Origin of the sequence: Gilliamella sp. B2923 (assembly GCF_026536565.1) — a bacterium.
GTDB lineage: Bacteria > Pseudomonadota > Gammaproteobacteria > Enterobacterales > Orbaceae > Gilliamella.
In genome coordinates this window covers 86156-107306 of the sequence record NZ_JAFNNZ010000004.1, presented here as the reverse complement: position 1 = coordinate 107306, position 21151 = coordinate 86156, and the positions used below count along the sequence as shown (strand labels likewise).

Annotated in this window: 15 protein-coding genes; 3 read left to right on the top strand and 12 right to left on the bottom strand. The window is 35.4% G+C overall.

Going from position 1 to position 21151, the window contains the following annotated elements:
* Window position 1: 1 nt before the first annotated feature.
* On the top strand, window positions 2-463 hold the full coding sequence (locus tag J3U42_RS06360; RefSeq protein ID WP_267335988.1) for a hypothetical protein: 462 nt from the start codon (window positions 2-4) through the stop codon (window positions 461-463).
* A 730-nt stretch (window positions 464-1193) separates the two neighbouring features.
* Here the strand turns inward: J3U42_RS06360 and ggt are convergent.
* The 4 genes from ggt to J3U42_RS06340 form a co-directional block, all read right to left on the bottom strand.
* On the bottom strand, window positions 1194-2933 hold the full coding sequence (gene ggt, locus J3U42_RS06355) for a gamma-glutamyltransferase (RefSeq protein WP_267335987.1): 1740 nt from the start codon (window positions 2931-2933) through the stop codon (window positions 1194-1196).
* Between the two features lie 127 nt (window positions 2934-3060).
* Window positions 3061-3927: a pyridoxal kinase PdxY gene (gene pdxY / locus J3U42_RS06350; protein WP_267335986.1), complete on the bottom strand. Its 867-nt coding sequence runs from the start codon at window positions 3925-3927 to the stop codon at window positions 3061-3063.
* A 12-nt stretch (window positions 3928-3939) separates the two neighbouring features.
* On the bottom strand, window positions 3940-5217 hold the full coding sequence (locus tag J3U42_RS06345) for an MFS transporter (RefSeq protein WP_267335985.1): 1278 nt from the start codon (window positions 5215-5217) through the stop codon (window positions 3940-3942).
* 232 nt (window positions 5218-5449) lie between these two features.
* Window positions 5450-7234: a DUF262 domain-containing protein gene (locus tag J3U42_RS06340; RefSeq protein ID WP_267335984.1), complete on the bottom strand. Its 1785-nt coding sequence runs from the start codon at window positions 7232-7234 to the stop codon at window positions 5450-5452.
* A 551-nt stretch (window positions 7235-7785) separates the two neighbouring features.
* Here J3U42_RS06340 and J3U42_RS06335 point away from each other — a divergent pair.
* Complete coding sequence (locus tag J3U42_RS06335; RefSeq protein WP_267335983.1) at window positions 7786-8229, top strand: DUF6389 family protein; 444 nt, start codon at window positions 7786-7788, stop codon at window positions 8227-8229.
* A 299-nt stretch (window positions 8230-8528) separates the two neighbouring features.
* On the opposite strand, the gene J3U42_RS06330 is transcribed toward J3U42_RS06335, so the two are convergent.
* The 6 genes from J3U42_RS06330 to J3U42_RS06305 form a co-directional block, all read right to left on the bottom strand.
* Window positions 8529-9536, bottom strand: coding sequence for a peptide ABC transporter ATP-binding protein (locus J3U42_RS06330; RefSeq protein ID WP_267335982.1), 1008 nt, complete (start codon window positions 9534-9536; stop codon window positions 8529-8531).
* Window positions 9523-10503 carry a dipeptide ABC transporter ATP-binding protein gene (gene dppD / locus J3U42_RS06325; protein ID WP_267335981.1) on the bottom strand — a complete coding sequence of 327 codons (981 nt, stop codon included), beginning with the start codon at window positions 10501-10503 and terminating at the stop codon, window positions 9523-9525. Before dppD ends, J3U42_RS06330 begins: the two co-directional genes overlap by 14 nt.
* 13 nt (window positions 10504-10516) lie before the next feature.
* Complete coding sequence (dppC, locus tag J3U42_RS06320) at window positions 10517-11443, bottom strand: dipeptide ABC transporter permease DppC (RefSeq protein ID WP_267329015.1); 927 nt, start codon at window positions 11441-11443, stop codon at window positions 10517-10519.
* A 14-nt stretch (window positions 11444-11457) separates the two neighbouring features.
* A complete protein-coding gene (gene dppB, locus J3U42_RS06315; protein WP_267335980.1) occupies window positions 11458-12474 on the bottom strand; it encodes a dipeptide ABC transporter permease DppB in 1017 nt (338 codons plus the stop codon).
* A gap of 137 nt (window positions 12475-12611) precedes the next feature.
* Window positions 12612-14225, bottom strand: coding sequence for an ABC transporter substrate-binding protein (locus J3U42_RS06310; RefSeq protein ID WP_267335979.1), 1614 nt, complete (start codon window positions 14223-14225; stop codon window positions 12612-12614).
* A gap of 961 nt (window positions 14226-15186) precedes the next feature.
* A complete protein-coding gene (locus J3U42_RS06305) occupies window positions 15187-15780 on the bottom strand; it encodes an isochorismatase family protein (RefSeq protein ID WP_267335978.1) in 594 nt (197 codons plus the stop codon).
* Window positions 15781-15872: 92 nt separating this feature from the next.
* Here J3U42_RS06305 and J3U42_RS06300 point away from each other — a divergent pair, with 92 nt between their 5' ends.
* Window positions 15873-16721 carry a LysR family transcriptional regulator gene (locus tag J3U42_RS06300; RefSeq protein ID WP_267335977.1) on the top strand — a complete coding sequence of 283 codons (849 nt, stop codon included), beginning with the start codon at window positions 15873-15875 and terminating at the stop codon, window positions 16719-16721.
* A gap of 343 nt (window positions 16722-17064) precedes the next feature.
* Here J3U42_RS06300 and J3U42_RS06295 read toward each other — a convergent pair whose 3' ends face one another.
* The gene (locus J3U42_RS06295) at window positions 17065-17775 is read right to left on the bottom strand and encodes a M48 family metallopeptidase (RefSeq protein ID WP_267335976.1); all 711 of its coding nucleotides are present in this window, start codon (window positions 17773-17775) and stop codon (window positions 17065-17067) included.
* A complete protein-coding gene (locus tag J3U42_RS06290) occupies window positions 17775-20867 on the bottom strand; it encodes a type I restriction endonuclease subunit R (protein ID WP_267335975.1) in 3093 nt (1030 codons plus the stop codon). Before J3U42_RS06290 ends, J3U42_RS06295 begins: the two co-directional genes overlap by 1 nt.
* Window positions 20868-21151: the final 284 nt, after the last annotated feature.

Genomic DNA, 21151 nt, shown 5'->3' with positions numbered 1-21151 from the left:
TATGTCCAAGCACAAAGAACTTATTGATGTAATACGAGGAATAACGGGCAGCTTTAGTAGCAGGAATAATGACTTTCACGGATACTGGGCTTTAGGTATATTGTATCAATTTACAAAAACAAACCATATTTTCTCATTAAAGTTCGATTTACTAAATCAGGTTGTTAAACCAGACACGGCATATTTTCAACCAATCGTATCTAAATATAATTCTAAACTTTACCGCTTATTGAATGCTAAAGATATCAATTCGCAATGCTTGAAAAGCGCGATCATTACAATCGATTTTGACCATTACACTAGACATCACGATCACATCAAATATCCAGTTGGTGCCCCCTATGTTATGATTGGAGAACTCATTGATAATCGTGGAAAAATATTTAAATCAACAATATATGGAAAATGCCAACCTCATGATCCAACTAAAGAACAACAAAGTAGTCGAATTAATAAACATTAGACTAAACTTTCGCCCTTACGCTCCACGCGCAGTGGAACAGAGAGCTTGAGGGTTTTGTTGGAAACCTTCGTTCGCCTGAATGCTCGAATAATAATATTAAACAATTGCGCTAACCTATAGCGAGGAGAATCTGTAAAAATCTTATTGAACAGAATACTAATGCAATTACGGCGCTTAGTAAGTTTGGCAATTTAAAGTTGATAGTAGTAAATTTTAGATAAAAATCGAGAATTGCTCCTCGATAATTTTTACTCCTTCACGCACCACTAGCCTTAATTTATGCACTATCTCGACTAATTCATTTTGCGCGGTCACCACTGCATTATGTCATTGGGAGTTTATCAATCACGTTGGCAATCTTTACGGCACTCAATATAGGTAGTTGCTTTGATTTGGGAAAAATAAATCAATCTTAATAAAGATATCTTATCTTTTTATATTTTCGGAAATCGTCTTTTTTTCTTTTAAAAATTATACGGAGTTACATTGCAACCAAACATCAATTAAATCAGTAAAAACACTCACTGTTTATAGCAAACAATACCAAGCCAATAGTTATTATTGCAACAATGTAAAAATTATTGAGGAGCCTATACCGTTATCCGTTTTAAAGCTTCCAACATTTAACGGTGGAAACCTTAACAAGATTATATAATGTTATAGTTTAAAAGGGATTTTTCTGCATTGAGCAACTTTATTTAACCGCTATCAATTCATTACCCAAATAGTATCAATACCCAGCCGCTAAACCATCCCCTCTCGGGTCGGTTGCGCCCATTAGTAGATGTAAATTTGCATCGATAAGAATGGCACCGGCATGACCCATGGTATCAGTGTAATCATCAACAATTTGCACATCATGTCCACGTAATTTGAGGGAATGAATTACATCGTTAGGTATGCGTCCCTCCACTTTAAGATTATTGGATGATGCACCCCATGTGCGGCCATGTAACCATCTTGGTGCATTAATGGCATCTTGGGGTGTCATGCCATAATCAACAATTCGTGTCACAATTGCCGCTTGCGTTTGTGGTTGTCCTTCTCCGCCCATGGTGCCATAAACCAGATAAGGTTTATTATCTTTTAAAAGCATGGCTGGATTTAACGTATGAAAGGTGCGTTTATTTGGCTCTAAACGATTAATATGGTTAGGATCTAACGAGAAAAAACTACCACGATTTTGCAATAAAATTCCTGTATCTTTAGCAACAATGCCAGAACCAAAATCATGATAAATACTTTGAATAATAGATACCGCATTTCCTTCTGCATCAACAACACCAAACCAAACGGTATCACCTTTAGGATCTAATGGCTTTATTTCTACACGAGCCTTTTGCATATCAATCTGTTTTGCTTGTTGCTGACCATGTTGGGTAGATAATAAGAGATCAAGCGGAATCTGATTAAAATCGGGATCAGTAAGGTATTTATCTCGATCAGCAAATGCTTGTTTTGTTGCTTCAATAATTAAATGGTAATAATCTGCGCTACCTTCACCCAAGGATTTTATATCAAAATTATTGAGTATATTTAGAATCTCTAATGATGCCATTCCTTGTGTATTGGGTGGTAGATTATAGGCGGTATATTGTCGATAATTAACATGGATCGGAGCTACCCATGTAGTACGATGCTTAGCAAAATCATCTAAAGTCAACACACCACCATGGCTTTGCAGATCGTTGACAATATTTTTGGCAATATCACCCTGATAAAATTCCTTAGCGCCTTTATTTGCAATAATTTTTAATGTGTTAGCTAAATCGGGTTGTTTAAGGATTTCGCCAATTTGGTAAGCTTGCCCATCGTCTTTTAAGAATACTTTTTTAAACTCCGAAAAACGCTGTAACTCCCGAAACTCTTTGTCTTTTGGATCAATATTGATTGTTGTCCAATAATTTAAGCTAGGTGAAACCGAAAATCCATTTTCGGCATAATCAATTGCTGATGCGAATAACGTGTTCCACGGTAGTGCATTTTTCATATTTTTAGATGCATATTGGTACGCCTCATCCCAACCGGAAACCACCCCTGGAACGGTATTGGCTGCCAAATAGCCTCGTGAGGGAATTTTATGGAAACCTTGATTTTTATAATAGTCTATCGTGGCTAAACTACCAGAACGACCACTAGCATTTAGTCCTTTTAGTTCTTTAGTTTTAGCGTTGTAAATTAACCAAAAGTTATCTCCACCAATGGTATTCATTTGAGGATAAACAACAGCAAGCGTTGAGGCTACGGCAATCGCTGCATCAACCGCATTGCCTCCTTTGCGTAATATATCAATTCCAGCTTGAGTCGCTAAATAATTGGGGGACGTTACCATGACATTGGTCGTTATCGGGTTAAGACAACGGGAAGGGGTATCACAGTACTTTCCTGTCTCTGATCGCGGTATATCAGCAGCACCAGATAAAGGATTAATAAGCAATAAACTTAATAATATTGGGTGTCTTTTCCACATTTTAGTCGTTCCTCAATTGTTAACAGTAACATTTTGAGGAATGCATTTTCTATGCCAAGAATAAACTAATTAAATTTTGCAGCTAAAATGATTATGACCAATGACAATAATACCGATCTGAATTGCCTTATAATGCTAGCGGTGTCCCACGATACTTCAAATCCGGCTGTTTAATCCACTGCTGAGCATCAATAATCGCCAGCTCTCGAGCATTTTGTTGTTTGGTGATGTCGAGAACGTGATTAGCGGCATTGGCAGCCAGTTCAAAGGCGGCTAATTGGGATTGTCCATTGACTAAATGCGCAGTAAACAGACTACAAATTAAATCGCCCACGCCTAATGGACGGTGGGGAAAATCATATAATGGTCGAGCCAGATGATAGCTTTGCGATGGTGTGGCTAAAATCATTTCAAATAATTCAGTCGTTTTACCGGCATGCAGTAGATTTTTAACCAATATGGCTTGAATCGGCTTATTTTGCAGCGTTTTTATGGCGTTAAGCACATCGTTAAAGGTTTTGATTTCCAGATTCGATAATATCTGTAACTCCAATAAATTTGGTGTGATATAGTCAGCGTATTTGATTGCTTGCTTAGTGAAGAAATCAATAATATTTTGTGGCAGAGAACTGCCTTTATTGATGTCGCCACCCATCACCGGATCGCAAACATAAATCGCATCAGGATTATAAAATTTAATCTTTTTTACGGCCTCAAGGATTTCTTCACCTTGTTCGGCAAGTCCAATATAGCCCGAAATAATGGCGTCAATGGATGATAATACGCCAATTTTTTCTAAACTATTGACGATTCGAGTGATTTGCTGAGCGCCCAGCACAATGCCGTCATAATGTGGATAAACCGTATTACTCGATAACTGAACGGTGTGAATTGGCATCACTTCGACACCTTGCAATTGCATCGCCAGCGTCGCCACTTTATTGCCGGCATAACCATAAACAACATTGGACTGAATTGATAAAACGGTTTTCATATATTGACCTTATTATTCATCATAATAACGATATTTGCTTAACAAGTAGATGCAGATAATGGATATCAGTGCTAAACCGCAATAAAACAAGGCTAATGGTAACCAAAAACTTTTGAAGGTATAAATAACATAACCACCTATCATCGGAATTAAGCTACCAAAAATAGCCGCACATCCTTGGTAACTCATTGAGAGCCCAGTATAACGAATCCTCGCTGGAAAAATTCGGCTTAAATATCCGGCTATCACACCATAAAAACCGCTATAACAAATCACATTTAACGAAATACCAATAATAAAACTAGTTTTTGTACCTGAATTTATAATCGGGAATAACAAAAATACTGATGCCATCGCTAATATTGCCGAACAAGTCAAAAAGCGAGTTGCCGAGAATTTTTCTGACCAATAAGAGATGAAAGGTTGGGCAACAAAATGGACAAGCGCAATCCAAAATAGAGCATCGACAATTACACCTTTTTCAACACCTAGTGCGATAGTGGTATAACCAATCATTAAGGTATTTGAAAAAATACCACTAAATGATAACACATTGGCACCTATGGCTAAAACTAGTAATGGGGTTGCCTTTTTAAATACATCAATAATGGGGGCGGATTCTTGTTTTAAGTCTGCTTGTTTTTTGCTTGATTCAATAAAAACCGGCGATTCGGTTAAGGTGACACGAGCAATAACCCCAATAATTAACAAAATAAAACTGGCTAAAAAAGGAATACGCCAATACCCACTATCGATAAGTTCAGCAACTGGTAACCGAATAATATAAGAGAAAACCAATAGTGCTAAAATATTGCCGGCAGGGCTTCCCCACTGAGCAAAGGATGAAAAGAAATTTTTCAATCCTTTCGGCGCATGTTCATTTGTCATCAACACGGCACCACCCCACTCACCACCAACAGCGACACCTTGTAAAATACGTAGTGCGACCAATAAAATTGGCGATATCACACCAGCTTGTTGGTAAGAGGGCAATAAACCAACACACGTTGTTGCTACGCCCATTAGCACTAACGTAATAATTAACGACTTTTTACGCCCTAAGCGATCACCGATATGACCAAAAAGCACTGCACCTAAAGGACGTGACAAAAAACCTACTGCAAAAGTAGCAAACGCACCTAAAATTTGCACAAACTCGTTATCTGAAGGAAAAAAAAGCTGACCAAAAATCAATACCGATGCCAACGCATAGATATAAAAATCATACCACTCAATGGTGGTACCGATAAAAGCGGCAAAAGCGACTTTTTTAGCCGATGAATTTGACATAAGCAACCTTGGTTTAACCAATATTTTATGTAAGTGATAACGATGAAACTAGCATAAAATGAGTGATTTCACAATTTGTTATCTGAAAAGGTGGGGTAAAGATTTTAGTTAAAGGAATATATCCAGTATTTTATTTATAAGTTTAAATTCTGAATATAAAAATTAAAGTACTTTTATATTTACCAAAAACCGCTAAAATTTTACTGGATATAAAATTAATAAACTATTGAATTTAAAGACTCGGCTTAATATTCAATATATCAAGTAAATCCTGCTTAATATATTTTTCACGTTCTAAAACAAATTCTTTGAAATCTTTAAAATCAAGAGATACATTCTCAGATAAATGATGTTGTTTTAAAAAATGATGAATAGCATTTTGGTTATCAAAATTTTGTTCAACCCATGCTTGTAGTGTCATATCTCTTTTTTCAAGATTTTGTGTATTTGGTAATAACCGAATATTAGCAATACGGTCTTTATAATTATCATAGAAAATAGTATCTTCAACAGTAAGTCCTAAAAGACGATAATTAACTTTATTAAAGTGAGATCGAGGATGTAAATGATCTTTGTGATAAATAAAAGTTTGATTAATCGATGGATATAGCAACATTAGTAAAGAGTATGTCTTTTTATCATTGTATTTCAATTCTAATAAAGCATCTAATTCGTCCATATCAAATATGATAGAGCGCTGTCGACCTCTATAATGTTCTGTTATGGATTCTAACGGAAATGAGAAAGGAGACTCTTTTATCAATCGCCTTATAACAGGATAAATCGCATCAGGTGTACCACCAAAAATACCTTTAAGTATAACTTTAGCCAACCACTCTTTAATTTTTTGTCGATCACCTTGATAATGACTTGAAATCAGAAACTTATTGTCATAATTATTATAATAAATATAATTAGCAATAGGTATCACAGCATTATATGTCGTTAAGCTATCACCATTAAAACCAAAGTTTGAAATTAATTTAACAGAAAGAATTATAGCATTACGAATTTTTTCCCAATTTCCTTCTATGATTTTCATATTTTCTTTAGTGAAATTATCCACCTGAAATTTCACATCTAAATCAGATAAAACTAGGCAAGATTTCAATATAAAATCTTTGTTAAAATGAAAAGGGATAGAATTTATGGATGTGCCTATTTGGTTTAAATCATCAACTAAACAATGTATCTCTTCTCGAGCATCTTTTTCCGTCCATTGAGCTGTTGCAATGGATAATAAAAGATCTGAATAACTTAATTTAGTCCCTCCACTATTAATTCTAATAAATATTTGTAAAACTTTATCAAGTTTATTATCACTTTCCACATATGCACTAATTGTACCTTTTTGATGAATGATATTATAAAATTCATTTAAAGTTTTTATAGCGTATTCAGACTGACTTTCTGTATATTTAGATGTATCCATCAGCCCTTGTTTCATCAAAAACATTGAAATCTTACTCATATCAGCTAATTCTAGTATTTGGTGACAAGGAAACCAAAAACAATCTTCTGATTCTTTTGTAGCTTCTGATTGAGTTAGAAATTTGAACTCATATTTCATTTCTAATTCATCTGTAAGCCTATAGAATAAGTTTAAATATAATTGTTTCTTAGGATAAGCATGATCATTATCTACGCGATAATAGGGTAATTTGGCTGCATATGTTCCCATAAGACCTATATATAAGGCAGTTAACCGCTGCTGCCCATCTAAGATAGCTGTAATAGATTCTTTGTCTAAATTTTCTACCTTATCATTATGAAACTGATCACGATCATGATAATGTTTTAGGAACTCATAAAACTGAAAATTATTTATACCATCTTTATCAACCCGCCAAAATAAAAATGTACCAATCGGATATCCTCTCATTAAGGAATCAAATAAAACCTCAATTTGACTTTGTCCCCAAACAAATTCACGTTGAATCGATGGTAATAAGTAGTTTCTTTGTTGTATATGAGTTAATGCATCTTTGATTGTGATTGGCGTTTGATAATTGGACATTGTTTTACCCTAAGCTAACAACTAATTAATTCTATAATTAGAATAATACTATAATCATATCTAACTTAATTTTAATATAATCTTACTAATATAAAAAGATGAGTATATTCCAGTAACGGATTATTAAATAATAATATTGTATCTAGTACGCTATATGTTAATGAACATTTAGAGGAACTTTTGACTAAATTATTCCTGAAACTCTTTACAAAAATATCTATTATTATTTAATCAATACCGTTAAAAAAATTTATTTAGTTAAAAAACTGAATATTTTAACTAATCTATAATCATTATAAATTTGAAATATGTATTTCAACAAATACATTAATCCAAATGGTAGACATGAGAAACAAGAAATTACACAGAATGATTGAAAAATAAATAAACAATTTTTTTAACTACAATTACAACCGGCAATGAATTAATTATTCAAGCGGACAAACATCTTATGAAAGACTGTATTATGTACCCTGCCAAACAAGAATCAGACAAAAAACTGTCGTTTATTGCGTATAAAGCAAGGAAAACAAACTAACGAGAAGAAAGTTATGACAAAAACTCAATATATGATAATACTGAAAGATATTCTTAATAGGCACACGCAAGATGCGATTGCGAAGATTAATCGTATTAAACAGATTCTGCCCGAAAAAGCTAGATCGGTTGAGGTTGGTATTCATCCCACCCAAGATGAGGAAGGTATATTTTCTATTATGGTTCACCTTATCGGACCAGATCTATACGTACTTAATAAAGTGATAGAACCTTATCGTGAACTGTTTGGCATAAAATTCATTGATGCTAAATTACAACCAGAAGTGCCTTTATTTGATCCTTATGAAACTCCATTTTCAGTCAATGATTTAATTGTTGAAGTAAGCATTGACTGGCTTAAGCAGATATGGAATTTGTCAGGGGGTATAGGCATACCTGCATATGCATTTGGAGAAGAATGCTCTAAATTTGAGGGACTTATCCCCCTAGGTGAGTAAATAAAAATCCAAAGATAAATAGGTTTCAGGGGAAAATATATTGGTATAGTAAGTCATAAATTACCTATGCTAATTGAAGATGGTATTTATTAAAAATAGTGTTTATATATTATTTTAGCACTTTACTCGCTCATATATTTGTTTGGCAAGTCGTTTAATCACTTCTCTTAATTCTACGTCACCCATAACCTTATTACATACTTCTTCATTACCACTCAATCGTTCAAAAAGTAAGTTAGAAGTTTTGTTAATAAAAATTCCGTTAAACTTTCTCATATAATGGCAGTTTAGTGGCAGCATTAACTGCCACTGTTATTAATTTTCTCTTCTGTGCAAAAACAAGCAATTTTATGTTCATTATAATTAATCAGCTTTGGTTGCTGAGATGCACAACGTGAAAATGCCCAACGACAGCGAGCATGAAAAGCACAACCTAAAGGCGGGTTCAAAGGGCTTGGTAATTCCCCTTCTAACTTTATTCTATCACGCCTAAGATCGGGATTTAATCTTGGTGTTGCGGATAAAAGTGCCTGCGTGTATGGGTGTTGAGGATTACGATAGATTTCATCTTTTCTCCCTTGTTCAACACAACGCCCCAAATACATTACCATTACTTCATCAGCAATATGCTCAACAACTGAAAGGTCATGAGAAATAAATATATAAGATAACCCAAGATCTTGTTGCAAATCCATCATCAAATTAAGTACTTGTGCTCGCACAGAAACATCCAATGCTGAAACCGGTTCATCAGCAACCACCACTTCGGGATCAAGCATTAAACCTCTTGCGATAGCAATACGCTGGCGTTGTCCACCCGAAAACATATGAGGATAACGATTATAAAACTCTTCTTTTAACCCAACTTTTTGCATCATTGATAGTACTTTTGCTTTACGGTCACTTGCCGTTAAATCAGTATTGATAATGAGAGGTTCTTCTAATATCGAGCCGATTTTTTTTCGTGGGTTTAATGATGAATAGGGGTTTTGGAAAACGATTTGTATTTTTTGACGACGTAATTTTTGCGCTTGTGGATCATCATTTAATAGGTTCTGATTTTTAAAATATATTTCACCGGATGTCGGTTTTTCAATCATTGTTAATAATCGGGCTAATGAAGATTTACCACACCCTGATTCGCCAACAATCGCAAGGGTTTTGCCTTTACCTAATGTAAAAGAAACACCATCAACCGCTTTGACTTGTTTTTTTTCCGAAAAGAAACCGGTTTTTACCGAATAATATTTCGTCAAGTTTCTGGCATCAAGCAGTAATTCACTATTTTCCATATTATTGTTGTTCATATTGAGGTGTCCCTTCGCGCGATAATGGATAATGACATTTTACTTTCCTGGTTTTGGAATAGCTGATTAATGTAGGCTCCTCGGTATTACAACGCTCAGTTGCATAAGGACAACGAGGATTAAGTAAGCAGCCCACTGGTCTATCGTATTTACCCGGTACAACACCAGATAACGATTCTAACCGTTCTTTATCTTGAGTAAACTCAGGAAGTGATCGTAATAATGCTTGAGTGTAAGGATGTAACGGCGTTTTAAAGATAATTTCAGCATCGCCAATTTCCACAACTTGCCCGGCATACATCACAATAATTTTTTGTGCTGCTTCAGAAACTAACGCTAAATCATGGGTAATAAGAACTAATGCCATGTTATTTTTGCGTTGTAACTCAAGCAATAACTCAATAATCTGCCCTTGAATGGTAACATCTAATGCGGTTGTCGGCTCATCAGCAATTAAGAGTTTAGGATTGCACGCAATTGCGATTGCGATCATGACCCGTTGACTCATCCCACCTGACAACTGGTGTGGATAAACACTTAAACGATTCTCAGCATCTGGAATACCCACTAATTTAAGCAATTCAATCGCCCTTGCTTTAAGTGCTCTTTTACTGCCACCTTGGTGAATTTTTAATGTTTCAATAATTTGGTAACCTATAGTGAAACAAGGATTCAAGCTAGTCATTGGATCTTGAAAGATCATCGCCACATCTGCACCTACAATCTTACGACGCATTTTGCTTGTAAGCTGTTGAAGGTTTTTAGTATCAAAATGTAATGCTTCGGCAGTAACTTTGCCGGGAAAATCAATTAATCCCATTATTGCCAGCGAACTAACTGATTTACCTGAGCCAGATTCTCCAACTATACCAACTACTTGTCCTTGTTCGACGTCATAACTAATATGATCTACGGCTTTGAATCCGTTAAATTCAACTGATAATTCTTTTACTTCTAATAGTGCCATGACTGTATCTCCATTACTGCTTCAATTTAGGATCAAGTGCGTCACGCAAACCATCTCCCATTAAGTTGAAAGCTAACACTGTCATTAAAATAATTAAGCCAGGAAAGGTAACAACCCACCATGCAGACTGTGCAAATTGCAATACGTCAGCAAGCATTGTTCCCCATTCAGGTGTTGGCGGTTGTGCGCCCATACCTAAAAATCCTAAGGCGGCCATATCTAAAATTGCATTTGAAAATCCTAACGAGGCTTGAACAATCAGTGGCGCTAAACAATTTGGCAAAATATTTATAAACATCTGCCGTAAGGCTCCGGCACCGGCAACTCGGGAAGCAATCACATAATCTTTATTAATTTCAGCAAGCGTCGCGCCTCGAGTTAAACGAACATAGTGTGGTAATGCAACAAAAGCTAAAGCGATAGAGGCGTTAGTAATAGATGGGCCGAAAATTGCAACTAAAACCAGTGCAAGCAGTAAACTCGGTAAAGCAAGCATAATATCAACAGCTCGCATAATGATGTTATCGACGAAGCCACCAACATAACCAGCAATCAAACCTAGGGTAATGCCCAAAATAAGTGAGATGATGACAACCAAACAACCGACCAATAAGGATAGTCGAGCACCATAAATAAGGCGAGATAAAATATCTCTACCTACATCATCGGTTCCCAAAATAAATTGCCAACTGCCATCTTTCATCCAGACAGGAGGAGCTAATAATGCTTCTCTAAATTGTTCAGAAGGAGAATGTGGCGCAATAAAATTAGCAAAAACAGCTAGCAATACAACGATAACAATAAAAATTAAACCAACAACAGCCCCTTTATTTTTTGAAAAATAGAACCAAAACTCTCCTAAGGGCGTTAAGGGTTTAGGTGCAACCAAACTAGCATCCGGCTGTGTATTGGTTTTTTCAGCAATATCCTGTTTATTCATCTGTATACATACTCTTATTTATGTCTAATACGTGGATTGATAACGCCATACAACATATCAACTAATAAATTCACTAAAATGATCATACCCGCAACGATTAACACGCCACTTTGCACGACAGGGTAATCTCGGCGTTGTAGCGCTTCAATAAGCCAACGTCCAATTCCAGGCCATGAGAAAACCGTTTCGGTCAATATAGCTCCAGCTAGCATTGAACCAACTTGTAAACCGATAACAGTAATCACTGGAATCATCGCATTGCGTAACGCATGAACAAGGATAATACGAATTCGGCTAACGCCTTTAGCACGTGCAGTTCGAATATAATCTTCACTTAATACTTCTAACATTGAAGAACGGGTCATACGGACAATGACCGCTAATGGAATAGTACCTAACACAATAGCCGGTAAAATTAAATGAGTTACAGCATCAATAAAATCTTCTGTTTCACCCCATAAAAAAGTATCAATTAGCATAAATCCAGTTAAAGGATTACTTTCATCCAAAAATAGCATATCACTGACACGTCCGGACACTGGGGTTAAGTTTAAATGTACAGAGACTAACATTATTAGCATCATTCCCCACCAAAAAATTGGCATGGAATAACCGGTTAGAGACAGGCCTATCGCTGTATGATCAAATATTGAACCACGTTTCACTGCGGCAAGAACACCGATTGGAATGCCGACACTGACAGCAAACAACATTGCGCAAAATCCTAACTCAAACGTTGCTTTAAATCGGGGTACAAATTCGTCCCATACTGGAATTTGGCTTTTAAAGGAAATTCCAAAATCGCCATGAAACATATTGATAATATATTGAAAATATTGATGATAAAGTGGTTTATCTAAACCCAGTTGAGTCATCAATTCAGCATGGCGTTCTGGGGATAAGCCTCGCTCTCCAGCAAGCACTGTAATAGGATCCCCTGGGATAAGATGGACAAAAATAAAAGTAAGCAGTGTGATACAAATAAACGTCGTAATCAGTATACCTAACCGCTTTAAAATAAATTGGAACATATAGTTGCTCTTAAATATTGCTTCTAACGTATTGTTTATATGAAAGATAATTTTTTATAAAAATAATATTTACTATTTCAACCCTAAAAAAGCTAATGCCGCAATTAACCACAAAAAGGTGGTTAATTGCATTGATGCTATTTTTCAAGAGTAACTTGGTTAAAATTATGTAATGCTAAAGGATCCATGACGTAGCCTTTAAGCTCTTTACGTAATGGCATATAAACCATAGAATGAGCAATCATTAGCGTAGGCGCTTGATCACGCATTTCAACTTGCGCTTGTTTGTATAACTTGACCCTTTTTTCATGATCAGGCTCAATGCGAGCTTGTTGTAATAAATCATCAAATGGCTTATAGCACCAATGTGAATAATTTTGACCTGATTTAACCGCATCACAACTCATCAAAACAGAATAAAAATTATCCGGATCACCATTATCTCCAGACCAACCCATTAACACCGCATCATGTTCACCGTCACGAATACGGGATAAATACTCTCCCCATTCATAACTAACAATTTTAGCGGTTACACCAATCTTAGCCCAATCTTCTTGAATCATTTCAGCCATACGGCGCGCATTTGGATTATATGGACGTTGTACTGGCATTGCCCATAAAGTGATAGTAAATCCGTTTTCTAGCCCAGCTGATTTTAATAATTCTTTTGCTTGTGCTGGATCATAAGGGTAATCTTTTACTTCATCGTTATAACCCCACATTGAAGGAGGAATAAAGTTTTTAGCCGGTTCAGCGGCACCTTGAAAAACAGCCTTAATAATCGCATCTTTATTCACTGCCATATTTAATGCTTGTCGAACTTTTAAATTATCAAGTGGTGGCTTATCCATATTGTAGGCTAAATAGCCAATGTTAACCCCAGCCATTTCTTTCACTACAATATTATTGTCTGATTTCATTCGTTCAACATCGGCCACATTTGGAAATGGCATAGCATGACACTCTCCTTTTTGCAATTTTGCATAACGAATTGCAGCATCTGGTGTAATTGAAAAAACTAAACGATCAAGTTTAGCTTTTGGACCAAAATATTCTGGATTAGCTTTATAAAGGATTTTTGAATCTTTTTGATATTGAACAAAAGTGAATGGCCCTGTACCAACAGGAACTAAATCCACTTTTTCGGGGGTGCCATTTTTAAGCATAGCATCGGCATATTCAGCAGATAATATTGAAGCAAATGACATCGCTAAATCAGCTAAAAAAGGCGCTTCCGGTTGATTTAATTCAAATACAATTGTATATTCATCAACCTTTTTAATCTCTTTAATTAAATCTGTTAACCCCATACTATCAAAGTATACGTATTGCCCACCTGAAACTTTGTTATAAGGATGATTTTTATCCTTTTGTCGCATAAATGTGAAAATAACATCATCAGCATTTAAATTTCGTGTTGGTTTAAATTCTTTAGTGTTATGCCATTTCACATCATCACGTAAATGAAAGGTATAAGTTAAACCATCTTGGCTAATATCCCAGGATTTAGCTAAAGAAGGTTCAATTTCGGTCGTACCTAATTTAAACTCGACCAAACGGTTATAAACAGGCACAGCGCTAGCATCCATTGAAATTCCACTTGTCACTAACTGTGGATTGAATGTTTCAGGTGAAGCCTCAGCACAATAGACTAGTGTTTGGGCAGCATGAAGCTGTGCACTAGCAAGCATCGTCAGCAACCCAACACCTAACAAAAATTTACGCTTATATTTCCTTAAATTATTCATGATAATTACTCCAATTATTGAATTGTAATTCTATTTTTATGTTACTTAAACAAAGTTAAAGACGTTGTATTACTAATATCTTTTAAATAAAGCCTGTATAAATAGTCTGAATTTTGATTTTCAGAACAATTTATTTTATTAGAATCTTTTTTCATCAAATCTTGCACAGCAATAGTGCAAATTGCATTATGATTAAAAGTCCAATATCACATTGAAATTTATAATAATATTCCATTTTTAATTGAAAAATGTTCAACACAAGCTATAAGTGATGTGTAACAAACAAATTCTGCAAAAATAGTGCCATTTTTCAAGCAAAATCATGCTAAACAAAAATATAAAAAACAACTAATCAACACATTTTCTTGATATGTTTAACTTATCTATGTCACTCGACTGATTAGATGATTTTTCGCTTACTGTTTGATTTTTATTGAATGTATTATAATTATTGCAGATAAAATAATCATCAAAATAATAATTTTAAATAATTTTTATAACAAACTACCAAAAATAAGATATAGATCACATTTTTCGCATCACAATCTCAGTTTGAAAACATAGTCAGTTTTCCTTTTACTTCTTTTTAGTTTTTAACAGTGAGTATCCGGTTTATCACGTTATGCTTTTGTATCCCCCGGAATACCTAAAATTATTATCGATAGCCCAATGAATATTATCCATGCTTTGGTGACTTGTTGTATTACAGTAGTGGTAACATTTATTTTGACATGCTTTATGAAATTTGTTGATCTAACGTTATTTCGCAAGTGTAGGTTTTATGAAGCGCTTGTTGCCGTCCCCATACATATCGCAGATTGATTTAGCTATTTATAAGTGACTGGCAAGGATAATATACCTATGCCAAACGGCAAAAGAACGATAAGTTGGTTTACAGCATTTGGTGACAGAATCAACCGTCACCTTTAAACTGCAATCAAACTAAATTCAGAAAAGGGGGCTAATTTAATACATCATAAGATTTCATGAGTGTTGCGTAACGATCTCCTAATAATGCCATTGAAGATCTGTGTAATAAATCTTCTTCTACTATTTCATCAAATAATGGAAGCTTTCTTGTTGCACAGCAGTCAGTGAGAACAAAGTTATCAAACCCAAGCTCAAAGGCCCTTATAACTGTTGCCGTCACACACATATGACTGGCAAAACCCATTATAACTAATTGCTTTTTACCCGTAAGTTGCAATAAATCATAGAGATCAGTTTTATAGAATGAGTTAGGTATCGTTTTGACAATTATATTTTCACCTTTTCTTGGCTCCAGCTCTTTGATAATGTTGATATCGTTACTGGTACTATTGAATAATTTTGCTTTATCATTACTAACGTGTATAACATGAAAAATATTAACTTTTTTGTTTCTGGCAAAATCAAGAACACTTTTAGCTTTCAAGACAGCGTCTCTCCCTCGCTCTTTAAGATCCAGTTCTCTCTCAAAATATTGATTTTGCATATCTATTAGTAATAAATTACAATTATTCCAATCAATTTGTTTATTTTCAACGCCCGATATTTGTAATAATGTTTTAATCATCTTTTTCTCCTGTTTTAATCATAGTACTACAGCAAAATTAGATGGGAACCATATAAATTGCATATAGGATATTCATAATTGTAAGGAGTAGTATGAATTGGGACGATCTAAGGTATTTGGTTGCAATTATCGACAATAAAACAGCCTCAGCAGCAGCTAAAAAAATGGGCGTTAACTATGTAACTGTTTGTAGAAAAATAGAGAGATTAGAACGCTCGTTGAAAAAAAAATTAATTTTTTTTAAGGACAATAGCTACTATCCAACCAATGAAGGTCAAGCTTTATATGAAAAGGCTGTAGAAATCAGTTTATCGTTGATGGATATGGAAGAAGAATCAACGGCAGGTAGTCATTTAAAACAAACCCTTACTTTATCATCAAGCGCTTCTATTGCTGAAAATATATTAATACCAGGCCTAAAACCAATATTAAATAAATACCCTCAAGTAAAAATTAATTTCTTAATAAGTACTAACATTGAAAGTCTCCATAAAAGAGAGTGTGATATAGCAATAAGGTACATTAATACGGATAGAGATTATGAGGGGGATTTATTACGTAATATTAACTACCATTTATGTTGTTCTAAGCGGTATTTGGAAAATGAAATATTGTGTGACAAAAAGATAAAGACATTGCTTTACAATTTTGATTTGAAAGACCTTCCTGAAAACCATTATATAATTGATAAATATGGTAGAAAGTCAATATTATTCGAATCCAATACGCTGAACTCTATTTATGTCGCTATTAAAAATGATTTTGGAGTAAGCCTACTACCAGACTATTTAATTGATGATTCTCTACATATTATCCAAAAAAATGTTTTACAGAAAAAAATAATTATCTGTTTTCCTAAAAGGATACTTGATATTACTGCCGGTAGAATAATTATAGATGAGATAAAAAAAATCTTTTCCGATAATCAGCAATTCACTTAAAAATTAATGACAATTACTGAGGATACTTCCTAATATCGAAACAACATTACCTGCTTTTGCCCGTACTATTTAGCATAATTTCAGTAAAAAGTTGTTGATAGGTAAAATAAAAAAACATACCCCAAAAGTTTAAGACACAAAAAAACCAGCTTTCGCTGGTGTTCTTTTAGAATTGGTGCCCGGACGCGGAATCGGAGATACAGCTTAAAGTATTGCAGGTATGGAAAATTTAAGTTATATAAGTACCAAGGATTGTATCCTTAACTAAATACGTATATTTAGTTAGTTCTAATAATGCTAAAGAAAAACTCACTATAGAAAATCATACATTTATTAAAGAAATTTACAGCCAATTATCGTAGTTCAATGGTAATCCATTCAGCAATGCTTTACGTTCTAGCCAATCAGGAAGTAACTTATCCATATGAGCTTTAAAGCGGTCATTATGATTACGCTCAAGTAGATGTACTAACTCATGGACCAGAATGTATTCTAAACATTCTGGAGGCTTCTTTGCCAGTTCTAAATTCAACCAAATACGTTTTGCTTGTGTATTGCAACTTCCCCATTTGGTTTTCATTTTTTTTACACCCCAAGCAGCAACATCTACACCTATTTTATTTTCCCAAATAGGTAATAAGTCTGATATTCGCTTTTTTAGTACATTCCGGTAATAAGTCGTCAAAACTAACATTTTTTGCTCAGCAGTTACCATAGGGTTTACATATAAATGCAATCGTCCTCGATTTAGTTTAGCTTCATGCTTACCGATATGCGCTACTACATTGAGGCGATAGCGTCTTCCCCATAGGTAATGACATTCGCCATTGACCATTTCGCGTTCTGATTGCCGAGGTTGTTTTATAAAGTTGTTCTGTTGTTTTTTAATCCAAGGGATACGCCGTATCACAGCCATCCGCATAGCCGCGTCTGTCATATATTCAGGTACAGATGCACGTACTCGTCCATCCGGTGGTAACACGCTGATGTGTAAATTTTTGATTGCCTTACGATTCAACTGTATAGTTATCGAACCAATTTCAATTATCGTCATTATTGATACTCTTTTTGCGCTTTTGCAAGTTCCATTAAAGCCTGAATATCCACTTCATAACCCGCTGTTTCATCTCGAAGAGCATTGGCAATCTCGCGTTCTTTAAAACGATCACCAACCCAATCCGCTTTTTTCGTGTAGCGAATTGTACTATCAATTTTTGTTGCAAGTCCTTCATCTTTTCCAAAGTTATCGTAAAAAGCTCGTTTAGGATTAGTATCCATAGATTTCGGATAGTTGGATGCAGTCTGTTCAGGGCGAACGACCTTACGCGATAATTCTTGAATTTTTTTCAGATAATCTTGATATTCAATCGCTTTTTGTCGGCGAAGTTCAATTAGCTCATTTAATAAAACTGACATTTGTTCGTAATATTTAGGATTAACAGGATTTTCATCAACAATAATTTTTCGAACGTTATTCTCAATAGCCTCAGCCATTGCTTCCGGATTGTTACGTAGATTTTCAGGCAGGGTATCAATCGCACCGGCACCTTTTTCGACGATTAACTCAATTAATCCTATTTCTTCAAAGTCCATAAGCGCTTCACTATCATCGGCACGAATATACATATCTAATAGGTGTCGCATTGCGGGCTCAAAACGCTTCATCTCGACCAAATCACCACTAGCCAGCTTAATTTCATCACGAACTTTTTCATAGTGGCAAACTTCTGACCTGATTAAATCAATATCTTGAGAAGAATAGCCCGCATCAGGCATTTCGTTAGCAATATTAGCAAATGCACGTAATAACTTAACTACGGCCTTGTACAAGGTTATACGAAGCGCTTCTTTATCGGTTAATTCATCTTGATTCAAGCCAGACTCACCACAAAAATAATGAATATAATCTTGAGTCTTTCGTGGGACTTTTACCGGTTCACATAATGCTCGAACCATTTCCAGCGCATTATCCAAATCCAGCTTGGCTTGCTCTAAACGGTTTTTTAGTAAACCGGCTACATCTTCCTTGTCATAATCATCAAACGCACCTTGAGTATAGTCAGAAATTGCTTTACCTAAAGAACGGAACAAATCTTTGTAGTCGATAATATAACCATATTCTTTATCATCACCATCTAAACGATTGACCCGACAAATTGCCTGAAATAGGCTGTGATCTTTCATTTGCTTATCAATATACAAATAGGTGGCTGAAGGTGCATCAAAGCCCGTTAGCAATTTATCGACCACAATCAATAGACGCATCTGCCCAGGCTCATCAATGAAACGCTTTTTAACTTCTGTTTCAAACTGTTCAACCATATTAGCAACTTTGTCTTGAGCTAATTCAAAATAGTCTGCTAGCATTTTGCGGTAACAATCATATTTAAAGAGTTTTTCCGTTAACCCTTCTCCTGTCTCTTCACCTTTAATATTCGCTGCAGTTGGTTGAAAACTGGTCACAATAGCGACCTTTCCAGCTAAGTCTGTTTGGCTGAACATTTCATAAGCTTTACAGGCCTGATAAACATCAAAGCACACTAACATAGCATTACCGTGACCATCCATCAAGCGTGGTTTAGTGTCCATATCCAGCAAGATATCATTCACAATCTGTTGCAAGCGTGATTTGCTGGATAACACTTTTTGCATTGTGCCCCATTTTTGTTTAAGCTGCGTTTTTGCTATTCGAGATAAGCCACGCGTTTTCGCCTCAAACCACTCATCGATTTTCTTTTGGGATGTAATGTGTTGGTCGATGTCTCTTGCTTCATAGCGCAAATCCAATACTACGCCATCGGCGACAGCCTCATCAAATTTATAGGTATGAATGTAAGGGCCAAATACCTCAACGGATTTCTTTTTGTCTTTTTTCATCAGCGGCGTGCCCGTGAAACCAACAAACATTGCCTCAGGCAAAATTGATTTCATGGCATCATGTAACTTGTTAGATTGGGTACGATGGCACTCATCGACAAATACAAACAACTCGCCTTTAGCGCTAAAGTTGGATGGCAGTGACTTTTTCAGCTCTTTAATAAACTTATCGGTTTCAGCATCACGTTCAGACTCAGACTGACAGCCAAACTTATGTACCAATGTACAGACCAACCAAGGATTCGGTTGATTTAACGTCGCCACTAAATCGGCACCGCTTTTGGTGCGGTAAATGTCTTCCTCAACCCCTATAAATACTTTTTCAATCTGCTCATCCAGTTCAGTACGGTCAGTCACAATCAGCACACGGGCATCTTTGACATTTTCCCGTATCCATTTAGCTAACCACACCATAGTTAGGCTTTTACCTGAACCTTGAGTGTGCCAAATTATGCCACCCTCACGCTTTGCAATATAATGTTTAGCGGCCTCAATACCAAAAAACTGATTATGACGACAAGTTTTCTTTATTCCCGCATCAAAAACAATAAAATCATGGATGATTTGTAAAAAACGGACTTTGTTACATATACGGCTTAGGTGATAATCAAGTTTATGCGTATAAGTGTTTTCAATTGTTTCTTTCCACTCAAGATAATATTTTTCGGGAGTTTCAATTGTAGCATACCGTAAACCTTGCGTATCATTGCCAGCCATTACTAATTGCATGGTAGTGAAAAAGTTACGAATAAAATCCTTTTTTTGGTTATCCAGATTTTGACGAATTCCTTCAGATACCGATATACACGAGCGCTTAAGCTCTATTACGCCCAGTGCAATACCGTTTACATACAGCACAATGTCAGGTCGTTTCTTATTTTCGCCCTTGATAGAGACTTCTTCGGCTATGGCAAAATCGTTGGCTTCAGGATTATTCCAATCAATCAACCATACTGTTTCATTCTGATGTCCAGTACCTTCTTTATCTTTAACGCCATAGCGCAACAAACGATAAACATCTTTGTTGGCATAATAGAGTTTTTTACCTTCACCGAGCGCTGCTGCCATATCCAACTGGCGAATAGTGCGCTTAATTAACGCCTCACTTACACCCCGTTTTTTTAACCAATCACTAAGGATCGCAACTTCAATATTCTTATTATTTTCACGATCCCTCCAATCACCTAAATACCGATAACCTAAGTCAGTTTGAAAAAATTGAACAATCCGATTTTGTGTAGCGCGCTCATGCTGGCCGACAATACTCATATTAATTTTCCTTCATCTGTGTTTTTAAACTAAAGGCTCAAGAGATCAGGATTGCTAGTATCTTTTCGTCATACAGGTTGTTCTGCCTGATATCCCTCTTGCCATTAAATTAGGTAAACTCAGTCTTTTCATAAAAATTTAAGCCATTTAGACAAATACGCTTAATTGCAGCAGAAAAATGTACCGGCTTACCTATTGCCTTTAGTTAAATTTTATTATTCTTTTATTTAGCAAATTCTCAAGCTCCGATTCAAGAATTTAATTATTTATATAACGATTTTCAC

Excerpts from the sequence above, each read along its gene's own strand:
- pdxY (WP_267335986.1), bottom strand. The coding sequence starts at position 3,927 with ATGAAAACCGTTTTATCAATTCAGTCCAATGTTGTTTATGGTTATGCC.
- J3U42_RS06295 (WP_267335976.1), bottom strand. The coding sequence starts at position 17,775 with ATGACGATAATTGAAATTGGTTCGATAACTATACAGTTGAATCGTAAG.
- dppB (WP_267335980.1), bottom strand. The coding sequence starts at position 12,474 with ATGTTCCAATTTATTTTAAAGCGGTTAGGTATACTGATTACGACGTTT.
- J3U42_RS06345 (WP_267335985.1), bottom strand. The coding sequence starts at position 5,217 with ATGTCAAATTCATCGGCTAAAAAAGTCGCTTTTGCCGCTTTTATCGGT.
- J3U42_RS06300 (WP_267335977.1), top strand. The coding sequence starts at position 15,873 with ATGAATTGGGACGATCTAAGGTATTTGGTTGCAATTATCGACAATAAA.
- J3U42_RS06335 (WP_267335983.1), top strand. The coding sequence starts at position 7,786 with ATGACAAAAACTCAATATATGATAATACTGAAAGATATTCTTAATAGG.
- dppC (WP_267329015.1), bottom strand. The coding sequence starts at position 11,443 with ATGAATAAACAGGATATTGCTGAAAAAACCAATACACAGCCGGATGCT.
- dppD (WP_267335981.1), bottom strand. The coding sequence starts at position 10,503 with ATGGCACTATTAGAAGTAAAAGAATTATCAGTTGAATTTAACGGATTC.
- ggt (WP_267335987.1), bottom strand. The coding sequence starts at position 2,933 with ATGTGGAAAAGACACCCAATATTATTAAGTTTATTGCTTATTAATCCT.
- J3U42_RS06310 (WP_267335979.1), bottom strand. The coding sequence starts at position 14,225 with ATGAATAATTTAAGGAAATATAAGCGTAAATTTTTGTTAGGTGTTGGG.
- J3U42_RS06290 (WP_267335975.1), bottom strand. The coding sequence starts at position 20,867 with ATGAGTATTGTCGGCCAGCATGAGCGCGCTACACAAAATCGGATTGTT.
- J3U42_RS06340 (WP_267335984.1), bottom strand. The coding sequence starts at position 7,234 with ATGTCCAATTATCAAACGCCAATCACAATCAAAGATGCATTAACTCAT.
- J3U42_RS06330 (WP_267335982.1), bottom strand. The coding sequence starts at position 9,536 with ATGAACAACAATAATATGGAAAATAGTGAATTACTGCTTGATGCCAGA.
- J3U42_RS06360 (WP_267335988.1), top strand. The coding sequence starts at position 2 with ATGTCCAAGCACAAAGAACTTATTGATGTAATACGAGGAATAACGGGC.
- J3U42_RS06305 (WP_267335978.1), bottom strand. The coding sequence starts at position 15,780 with ATGATTAAAACATTATTACAAATATCGGGCGTTGAAAATAAACAAATT.